This is a genomic window from Synechococcus sp. MU1655, assembly GCF_023630655.1.
Taxonomy (GTDB): domain Bacteria; phylum Cyanobacteriota; class Cyanobacteriia; order PCC-6307; family Cyanobiaceae; genus Synechococcus_C.
Genome location: NZ_JAKUHK010000072.1, coordinates 1 through 7,808 on the forward strand (window position 1 = coordinate 1; position 7,808 = coordinate 7,808).

Here is a 7,808-nt window from a genome sequence, read left to right on the forward strand (position 1 = left end):
CTTATCTCCAGCAAATTCCTGGCATGGAATCAGGCTCCAAGCGTTTGGTGTTGCTGTTCACTCAGCTGGGTGATTTCGACTCAATGGAATATGCCCAAGCCCTTGTGCCTGCACTGTCTCGTTTGGAGACTCAAGGGATCAAGACGTTGGCCATTGCGATTGGCGATCAAGCAGGCGCTGATCGTTTTTGCGTCTTTACAGGATTTCCAAGGTCTCAGCTTCGGGTGGTTCCCGATGCGGACCTGCATCGCAGTGTTGGGTTATCACCAGGGCTTCAAGCTGCTGGAGGCCCTTGGCCATCGCTTCTGTTGATGTGTGCAGGGATTGGTTCCCCTGGCACTCTTGCTGAAGTTCTCAGGGGATATACGGGAGACCGCAATGCTCCCGCCCGTTTTGAAGACTCTCCCCTGTTTCGCCTGGCTGGGGGAGACGGGTTCCAACGTCCGTTCGAGCTCGCCACGGTTCGTCTTCGCAACATGAATGAAGTGCTAACGAAGTGGGGTACTTATGTACCCAACAACGCTTATCTCACGCAGCGAGGCGGCACATTTCTGCTGGACGAGGATGATTCCGTTCTCTACGTCCACCGCGACCAGGGCATCTTGGGCTTCTCGGAGACCATGAATAAGCCGCTTACTTTTCTTGATCCTTGGTTGGAGAGTGAGCACTGAGATGGATGCAGCCCAGAAGCTCCCTCCTTGGAGACCACTCTTGATTGCGGCACTCAAGCGGGAAGGCCGGTTACCAGGTGGTCGCTGGGTGCAGCTTGCAAGTCTTGGGATTGATGGTTGCCCCAGAGTGCGAACGCTCGTTTTCCGCGATTGGAGTGCGGCGGCCACCATGGATCTGCTCACTGATGCCCGCAGTGAGAAGTGTTTAGAGATTGAACGAACACCTGAGGTGGAGTTGTGCTGGTTGTTTCGTAAGGCTCGCGAGCAGTTTCGCCTCCGTGGAACGGCAAGACTGATCGCTCCGACAGGGGATGTTGTGGCCTTGAATCAAGAGTGGAAGCGGCTCTCACCACCTGGGCGATCGGTCTGGGCCTGGCCCCCTCCCGGTGATCCGTTTGATCCACAAGGCCCATGGCCTCAGGAGGTGTCAGACGATTCGGCGATGCCAGAGCATTTGCGCCTGCTTCGGATTTCCTTGCACCGCATCGAGCAGCTCGATCTCAAGCCACATCCGCACGTGCGACGGCTGTGGTTGTCCGCCACGCAATGGCAAGAACAAAGGATCAATCCTTGAGCATCCAGAGCGCGAGTCCGCCACCGCGTCCACGGGCCGCCATCCAGCCATCAGGGTTGCGTTCGATCAGAGCAAAAAAAGGAGTGCGCTTTTGATCTGGAGCGGGCAATGCTTTTTTGAGCAAGACAAGTCCACCAATCCGCAAAGTTAGCGAGTCAAAGTGAAACATCAGTAATGGCCGCTTCCCTTTCAACCAACCTGGACCTTGAAATTTGAGTTCAACAGGCCCCACGTTGACGGCGTTCGTAAGACGCAAGTCTTTGCGGTTGATCCCTAGCCCTGCTTTGATCTCCAGGCGGGCATTCAGGCTTCTCAGCATCCAGCTGCTCAATGGATTGGCTTTTTGGTCTGCCTTCGACCAAATCGTTTGCAGATGCCAGCATCCCAGGAGATCAATGCTCTTGAGACCAGTGCCTGTTAAGCGCACTGCCTTCTCTCTCGCATTCAGAATGGCGAAATTCATGAGAGAGGCCAGGGACAAGGGAATGGTCGCATTGGAAATAAAAAAAACCTAAAATGAGTCTGTTTTTGTGTTGAGTTAGACAACCTTTCTGAGATTTTCAGAGGATGTTCTTCTGATCGTCAATGGAATTCTTAGATGGGTGAATGTTGCTATCGGAACGACTCCTCAAAAATGATAATTCTCAAATGTATTGGCGAGAATCAGTTCTTTTGTGAAAAAGTTTTGATGCCTTTAGAGGTGTATTTTTTCGAAGCGCCCGATGACGCTCGGCTGGAATTCTGGCTGCTGAATGGAGGCGAGCCAATGCTGCACACCACGGCCGAGGCTAGGGAGTATGCCCTCCTGAGCCACCGTAAGCTCGATGATCCTTGATCATGCATAGATCCGAACGTGGGCTATGGCCGATCTGCTCGCTAACGCTGTTGTCCTGAGCTGGGAGCAGCTGGATGCCTTGGCTCCTGATCCTGCAGAGCGTTGTGAAGGTCCAGCTAATGCACAAGCCACATTGCGCTTGTTCGGAGAGCCGGAGTCTCAGGTGCGAGTCACGCTATTTCGTGATCACCATGCTTGGTGCCCGTATTGCCAGAAGGTTTGGCTATGGCTGGAGTTTCGTCGAGTCCCCTATCGGATTCGAAAAGTCACCATGCGCTGCTATGGGCCGAAGGAGCCCTGGTTTACCGCCAAGGTGCCATCAGGAATGCTTCCAGCCCTTGAGTTGGATGGACGTCTTTTTACAGAAAGTGATCGCATCCTTGAAGTGTTGGAGCATGCCTTTGGCCCTTTGGGTGCAGGGATGCATGACAAACGTGTGCGCCGGTTGCGCGATCTTGAGCGTCTTTTGTTTCGCGCTTGGTGCATTTGGCTCTGTACCCCCAGGCTGAACAACCGGCAGGAGCTTCAAGCGCGTGACCAATTTCAGACGGTTGCACGTCAAATGGAGGAGGCTCTGTCTGCGGGAGGTGGCCATTGGCTTGATCCTGATCATCCGGGTGGAGCGCATCCAGGAACGGCAGATCTGGTGTTCGTTCCTTACGTCGAGAGGATGAATGCATCGCTGGCCTATTTCAAGGGCTTTGCACTTCGTCAAGAGCATCCAGGTATCGATCAATGGCTCAACGCTTTGGAGCAGCTTCCGACCTATCGCGGTACCCAAAGCGATGTTCATACCCATGCCCACGACTTGCCACCACAAATGGGTGGTTGTTGGAGCAATGGAAGTCCCGAACAGCAAGCGATGGCGCGTGCGGTGGATCAAGGTGCTGGTCTCGCTGAACTCGAAACTGGTTGGTCTTCCGAGATGACTGACGATGGAGTGATGTCTTCTGAAAGGGCACTCGAGAGAGTTATGCGCCATCGTTCTGCGCTGTTGGCTCGCAATCCTCTCGGTGCTGCGTTTGATCAGCCCCTGCGTGCTGCATTGACCTATTTGATATCAGGCGATCCTTGCCAGCCAAATCCTGACAGTGCAAGTGGTCTGCGTTACTTAAGAGATCGAATTTCGGTGCCGAGAGATATGCCATTGCAGAGTGCTCGGTTGTTGAGGAAGGCCCTTGAGGCGACAGCAGCTCTTGATGGTGAGGCAGAGCCAGCCACCCCGCCCTTTGAGCATCGTTTCGATCAAGACCCAAGGCCGTTTTTGAACCCGTGAGGGTTGGCTTTGCGTTCGCTGATCGCGATCCGGCAGGCTGGCACGTCATGTGCGATCACCATGTCGAGCGGTCAAGAGGCCCCAGGGGGTTCTGGTTTTGGAACAGGTCATGCTGGTGGGAACAAGCGAAACCGAAGTGGCAAGCGCAAACCTGGTCATTCCAACCATGGTCGCGAGCGTCAGCCCTTGGGGAGGGATCCTGAGTTTGAAGCGATTTGTGCGAGACAGACCTTGGGATTAGCTCTCTCAGGGCGGTTAACTGAACAGGTGGTGAAGAGGGTGCACAAAGCATTGGCTGTGCAGCATCACCCTGACAAGGGAGGTGATCCAGAGACAATGATTCGTCTGAACAATGCCCGAGACGTTTTACTCCAGCCTGAGATGTCAGACATTGTCGCGTCGTGATTCGATGATTTTTTTGAAGCGTGATGTGTTGATGTTGATTATTTTTGTTTGTCCAATTTGGAAATAACAGTAAATGAGTGGATGGGACATGAAATACTATTTATAAGCGCATTAGCGCCATAATAGTTAGTGCGTCTAATAGTAAGAATCTGTTGGTTTCTGTTTGGCGATCAGTAGAATTGTATGGCTCATTTCGCCTCCTTGGTTGAGTATGTGGAATGATTTTGTATTGAATGAGCGAATAATTGCCGTGTTCAGTTGATCTCGGTGACGCCGTTATTGAATTGACTTAGTAGAGGCCAATTGTTTTTGGTTTGGCTTACAACGATAAATACCAGCGGATGACATCTGCAAGTTGACCTGCTGGGCCATGACCGCTTATTAACTCTCCAATAATTGCAGCCATAAACCCCAACATTGCGACTCTTCCGTTGAGACGCTCGACAAAGTCAAGTGACCCTTGATTCCAGGGGCGTTTGGTGGTCAGGCCTTCGCCGAAAGCCTCTACGGGTTCGTATTGGAAATTTTGGCTTGACACAAGATGTCCAACAAATTGATCTCGATGGTATGCAGAGATCACTCTTCTTTTCATAGGCTTAGGACAGCCTTAAACCTGAACCCATGGATGCTGATCGTTTAAAAGCTCTGTTCACCAAACCCTATGGGCAGCCAGCACCAACAGAATCTCAATGGAGAGAGTTGTATGACGAGAACGTTTGTTTTCGAGATCCAACTCAGGAATCTCAAGGTATCGAGGCATATATCAAAGCACAGGATGGATTGATCAAGCGGTGTGATGATCTCTATCTTGTCCCAGGTGCGATCTCGATTGACGACGATAACGCTTTCGTTGAATGGGAAATGGGGCTAAAAATCAAGGGAATTGAGTTTATCTATCCCGGAGTTTCTAGGCTGAAGCTTAATTTCGATGGAAAGGTCATTAGTCATCGGGATTATTTCGATTTTGTCGGCCCTACCTTTGGTCCTATTCCTGTTCTTGGCGGGTTTGTTCGCTGGCTTTACAAGAGGTTCGTCGACTGAATGAACATTCGGCCCCGAGGCAAGAAGCATCTGCAGGAGGCTTGTATCAGCGGGGCGAGGAATTCTGGGGTGAACGGCTCTGGCTTAGTTTCCAAAACGCAAGGCTTGTCACTGCTGCCCCAAACCCTAGAAAAATCGTGATCAGCGCTTCGCTCGTCATGTTAATGATTTGATACAAATTGTATTATGGCGCCTTTGCCGGCACAAGTGTGAGTGAGTATTTATCCCTAAAACCGCGCCTTGGCGACGTTTTGCTTCACAAAGGAGCGCGGTTTTTATTACGATATATTGAAAAGAGTTAAAAAGCCTGTGCTCAGATCGATTGCCACAAAACCGTTTCTCTCGGATCTCGGGATTCTGATCCTTCGGGTCATCACTGGAACTCTCTTGATTCATCACGGTTACGAGAAGCTCGCCAATATTGAAAATTTTGCTGACGCATTTGTACGTCCACTCCATCTTCCCTTCCCAATACTTCTTTCCTATATCGCAGCCTTTTCTGAAGTCATCGGTAGCTGGCTTTTGATTACAGGTCTCCTGACACGCTTCGGTGCTCTCGCGATTATGGGAACAATCTCTGTCGCCATTTATCACGCAATTATTACTGCAGGTTTCAACATCTACTTGCTTGAGCTGCTAGGTCTTTATTTCGCATCGGCAGTTGCGGTCTTGGCCTTAGGTCCTGGTTTGTTTTCGATTGATGAATTGATTGTGCGTCGCTTCAGTCCAGAACTTGAACGTGGGCAATCCGGTGCCATTGACACAGTGGTCTCAGATGGGGTTGCTTAGATCATTGAGTGCTTCAAGGAAGGGTGAATCCTGACTGAAGGTGTTTGACATCGAGCATGACCCAGCTCAACCAAATCACCACACCGATTACTCCTGATACCGCAGCAAATTTTCCTACGTTGCGAAGTAGTAGTTCGGCCACACTCATTTCGCGCAAGGTTCTGTCCCGTTCAGACCCCATCCTGCTTGATCAGTGTCACACCCATGGTCATTTCACTGGATTCCCCCACAGTCAGCCTTCTGATTGTGGGATTTTCCTTTGCAGCTCTTCAAATCTGGTGGATCCGCTCTTTGCTGTTTAGGAATTCAGTTCGTCAAAAAGCTCAGCCTTTGAGCTCTCAACAGTTTCGAAAGGATTTGGAACGAATATTCAAGAATGAATTCTGATGACTTCGCTAGGTTCCTCCCCATGATTGAAACCTTGCCATGATTGGTTCGGTTGGATGGGGCGTTTTCAAATTCGCGAATTGAAGTCTGACCAGATTCCACTCGTGACGGATTGGTCTCGTCGTGAGGGATTTGCTCCAGGTCTTGGGGATCTTGAGATTTACCGACAGACTGATCGTCAGGGTTTGTGGATTGCTTGGCTCGATCAGGAGCCGATTGGTTGCATCGTTGGCGTTCGGTACAACCCTGATTACGGTTTTATTGGCCTTTATCTCGTGGTCCCCCATCAGCGTGGTCATGGGTATGGACAGCGGCTTTGGATGCATGCTCTCGACCACCTTGCTGATCTGACCTGCATCGGTTTAGAGGCAGCCCCTGCTCGAATCTTGGACTATGCGGGATGGGGGTTTGAATCGTCTTCGATGACCACCCGTTGGCGCTGCTTCAACCAAAGCAATTCAGAAGACTTGATGGGCGATCTTCCTCCCGGTTTGCAGGTGGTGAAGGGGAGCAGTGTTCCTTTAGAAGCTGTTCAGCTGTACGACGCCCAGAGGGAGCCAAGCCCAAGGCCCCACTTCCTTGCTGATTGGCTTGGACACCCATCTGGTGAGGTTCTTACCATTCTTGATGACAAGGGAAACTGCCATGGTTTCGGCCGCATTCGCCCCTGCCTTTTGCAAGATGGAGAAGGTTGGAGGATCGGTCCGCTCCTCGCCGATTCTCCTGGGATAGCCGCTTATCTCATCCAAAAGCTTCAAGAATGCCACCCAGGGGTGTTGTTAATTGATACCCCTGGATTGAATTCTGCTGCGAATGATCTAATGGCCACACTTGGTTTTAAGGCTGAGTCGGAAACCATGCGGATGTATCGAGGTGGTTTACCAAAAGTTGATTTAAGCGACGTGTTTGCGTTGGCCTGTTTGGAATTGGGTTGAGCGGTGAGCTAGTGCTGGGCTGCTCCCACAACCATGTGGGATTGAATTTCTTATTTCTTTGCCGCATAGACGACTGCTCCACCTGCAACGAGCGTCAGGGCTCCTGTTGTGAGCAAAAATCCAACCAACAGAGTGAAACCAATCAAGGAGCCCAGAAGCGACATCTTGATGCGTAGAAGCTTGGACTTCATCAGCATCACCATCAAAATCAAAATGGTGGCTTTAAGACCAGCAACCTTGCCTGCACTCAGCAGGTAAAACGGATTGAGAGGAAGCATTCCTGCGCCAACAAAATTTTTCCGATTCTGACGAGTTTGATCTCTCATCTGTGAGATTTTTGATCGAGCCCGCCACCGATCCCATTCGCCATTGATGATGGATGACATGTGTGGTCGTTTTGCACTCAAGGCAGATGCCCTTCAGCTTCCGGAGGCCATTCGGGAGCGAATGTCTGATGTGCATTTGTCGCGCTATGCGCCTCGGGAGCTCATTCGCCCTTCGGAACCTGTGTTGGGATTGCGTCAAGAGGAGGGCAAGACCGAGGCAGCTCTGATGCTATGGGGCTTGATTCCCTCTTGGGCGAAAGACCCTTCTGCTGGCCCTAGACCCATCAACGCTCGCTCAGAAACGGTTGCAGAGAAGTCAAGTTTCAAAGCTGCTTGGCGTCATCGGCGATGTTTGATCCCAGCCACAGGATTTTTCGAGAAAAAATACTTTGTCTGCCGTCGAGATCAACGTTCCTTTTGGATCGCTGGGTTATGGGAACGCTGGCTTGGCTCAGATGGGAGTGAACTGGATACCTGCACGATTCTCACCACTGCGCCGAATGCTCTCATTCAGCCGCTCCATGATCGAATGCCTGTGTTGATTCCGGATGGTCTGGAAGAGGCCTGGC

General features: G+C 51.2%; 14 protein-coding genes. 10 read left to right on the forward strand and 4 right to left on the reverse strand.

What is annotated here, in order from left to right; all coding sequences use genetic code 11:
• Positions 1 to 671 (forward strand): AhpC/TSA family protein (locus NCN04_RS05040; RefSeq protein ID WP_350223234.1); only part of this gene is annotated, 671 nt, incomplete at its 5' end.
• Between the two features lies 1 nt (position 672).
• Positions 673 to 1,245, forward strand: coding sequence for a pyridoxamine 5'-phosphate oxidase family protein (locus NCN04_RS05045; protein ID WP_250395369.1), 573 nt, complete (start codon positions 673 to 675; stop codon positions 1,243 to 1,245).
• Here the strand turns inward: NCN04_RS05045 and NCN04_RS05050 are convergent.
• Positions 1,235 to 1,708: a hypothetical protein gene (locus NCN04_RS05050; protein ID WP_250395370.1), complete on the reverse strand. Its 474-nt coding sequence runs from the start codon at positions 1,706 to 1,708 to the stop codon at positions 1,235 to 1,237. The two genes, NCN04_RS05045 and NCN04_RS05050, sit on opposite strands and share 11 nt — an antisense overlap.
• A gap of 135 nt (positions 1,709 to 1,843) precedes the next feature.
• On the opposite strand from NCN04_RS05050, the gene NCN04_RS05055 reads away from it, so the two are divergent.
• The 3 genes from NCN04_RS05055 to NCN04_RS05065 are packed head-to-tail and all read left to right on the forward strand — an operon-like array spanning position 1,844 to position 3,761.
• Positions 1,844 to 2,080: a DUF1830 domain-containing protein gene (locus tag NCN04_RS05055; protein WP_284498597.1), complete on the forward strand. Its 237-nt coding sequence runs from the start codon at positions 1,844 to 1,846 to the stop codon at positions 2,078 to 2,080.
• A 25-nt stretch (positions 2,081 to 2,105) separates the two neighbouring features.
• The gene (locus NCN04_RS05060) at positions 2,106 to 3,356 is read left to right on the forward strand and encodes a glutathione S-transferase (protein WP_250395371.1); all 1,251 of its coding nucleotides are present in this window, start codon (positions 2,106 to 2,108) and stop codon (positions 3,354 to 3,356) included.
• Between the two features lie 60 nt (positions 3,357 to 3,416).
• Positions 3,417 to 3,761, forward strand: a complete 345-nt coding sequence (locus NCN04_RS05065) for a molecular chaperone DnaJ (protein WP_048348226.1) — start codon at positions 3,417 to 3,419, stop codon at positions 3,759 to 3,761.
• A 319-nt stretch (positions 3,762 to 4,080) separates the two neighbouring features.
• Here NCN04_RS05065 and NCN04_RS05070 read toward each other — a convergent pair whose 3' ends face one another.
• On the reverse strand, positions 4,081 to 4,299 hold the full coding sequence (locus tag NCN04_RS05070; RefSeq protein WP_048348225.1) for a chlorophyll a-b binding domain-containing protein: 219 nt from the start codon (positions 4,297 to 4,299) through the stop codon (positions 4,081 to 4,083).
• Positions 4,300 to 4,382: 83 nt separating this feature from the next.
• On the opposite strand from NCN04_RS05070, the gene NCN04_RS05075 reads away from it, so the two are divergent.
• Together NCN04_RS05075 and NCN04_RS05080 are read left to right on the forward strand one after the other, a co-directional pair.
• Positions 4,383 to 4,802, forward strand: coding sequence for a nuclear transport factor 2 family protein (locus NCN04_RS05075; protein WP_250395372.1), 420 nt, complete (start codon positions 4,383 to 4,385; stop codon positions 4,800 to 4,802).
• Positions 4,803 to 5,111: 309 nt separating this feature from the next.
• Positions 5,112 to 5,591 carry a DoxX family protein gene (locus tag NCN04_RS05080; protein WP_048346779.1) on the forward strand — a complete coding sequence of 160 codons (480 nt, stop codon included), beginning with the start codon at positions 5,112 to 5,114 and terminating at the stop codon, positions 5,589 to 5,591.
• 13 nt (positions 5,592 to 5,604) lie between these two features.
• On the opposite strand, the gene NCN04_RS05085 is transcribed toward NCN04_RS05080, so the two are convergent.
• Entirely contained in the window at positions 5,605 to 5,772 is a 168-nt protein-coding gene (locus NCN04_RS05085; RefSeq protein WP_245407343.1) for a hypothetical protein, read from the reverse strand.
• A gap of 23 nt (positions 5,773 to 5,795) precedes the next feature.
• Here NCN04_RS05085 and NCN04_RS10750 point away from each other — a divergent pair, with 23 nt between their 5' ends.
• Positions 5,796 to 5,978, forward strand: coding sequence for a DUF8681 family protein (locus NCN04_RS10750; protein ID WP_250395373.1), 183 nt, complete (start codon positions 5,796 to 5,798; stop codon positions 5,976 to 5,978).
• A gap of 56 nt (positions 5,979 to 6,034) precedes the next feature.
• A complete protein-coding gene (locus NCN04_RS05095; RefSeq protein WP_048346777.1) occupies positions 6,035 to 6,913 on the forward strand; it encodes a GNAT family N-acetyltransferase in 879 nt (292 codons plus the stop codon).
• A gap of 50 nt (positions 6,914 to 6,963) precedes the next feature.
• Here the strand turns inward: NCN04_RS05095 and NCN04_RS05100 are convergent, their stop codons facing one another.
• Entirely contained in the window at positions 6,964 to 7,191 is a 228-nt protein-coding gene (locus NCN04_RS05100; RefSeq protein WP_048348224.1) for a hypothetical protein, read from the reverse strand.
• 106 nt (positions 7,192 to 7,297) lie between these two features.
• On the opposite strand from NCN04_RS05100, the gene NCN04_RS05105 reads away from it, so the two are divergent.
• Positions 7,298 to 7,808 (forward strand): SOS response-associated peptidase (locus tag NCN04_RS05105; protein ID WP_250395376.1); only part of this gene is annotated, 511 nt, incomplete at its 3' end.

Excerpts from the sequence above, each read along its gene's own strand:
- NCN04_RS05085 (WP_245407343.1), bottom strand. The coding sequence starts at position 5,772 with ATGGGGTCTGAACGGGACAGAACCTTGCGCGAAATGAGTGTGGCCGAA.
- NCN04_RS05095 (WP_048346777.1), top strand. The coding sequence starts at position 6,035 with ATGGGGCGTTTTCAAATTCGCGAATTGAAGTCTGACCAGATTCCACTC.
- NCN04_RS05065 (WP_048348226.1), top strand. The coding sequence starts at position 3,417 with ATGTCGAGCGGTCAAGAGGCCCCAGGGGGTTCTGGTTTTGGAACAGGT.
- NCN04_RS05055 (WP_284498597.1), top strand. The coding sequence starts at position 1,844 with ATGGGTGAATGTTGCTATCGGAACGACTCCTCAAAAATGATAATTCTC.
- NCN04_RS05050 (WP_250395370.1), bottom strand. The coding sequence starts at position 1,708 with ATGAATTTCGCCATTCTGAATGCGAGAGAGAAGGCAGTGCGCTTAACA.
- NCN04_RS05060 (WP_250395371.1), top strand. The coding sequence starts at position 2,106 with ATGGCCGATCTGCTCGCTAACGCTGTTGTCCTGAGCTGGGAGCAGCTG.
- NCN04_RS05075 (WP_250395372.1), top strand. The coding sequence starts at position 4,383 with ATGGATGCTGATCGTTTAAAAGCTCTGTTCACCAAACCCTATGGGCAG.
- NCN04_RS05045 (WP_250395369.1), top strand. The coding sequence starts at position 673 with ATGGATGCAGCCCAGAAGCTCCCTCCTTGGAGACCACTCTTGATTGCG.
- NCN04_RS10750 (WP_250395373.1), top strand. The coding sequence starts at position 5,796 with ATGGTCATTTCACTGGATTCCCCCACAGTCAGCCTTCTGATTGTGGGA.
- NCN04_RS05100 (WP_048348224.1), bottom strand. The coding sequence starts at position 7,191 with ATGCTTCCTCTCAATCCGTTTTACCTGCTGAGTGCAGGCAAGGTTGCT.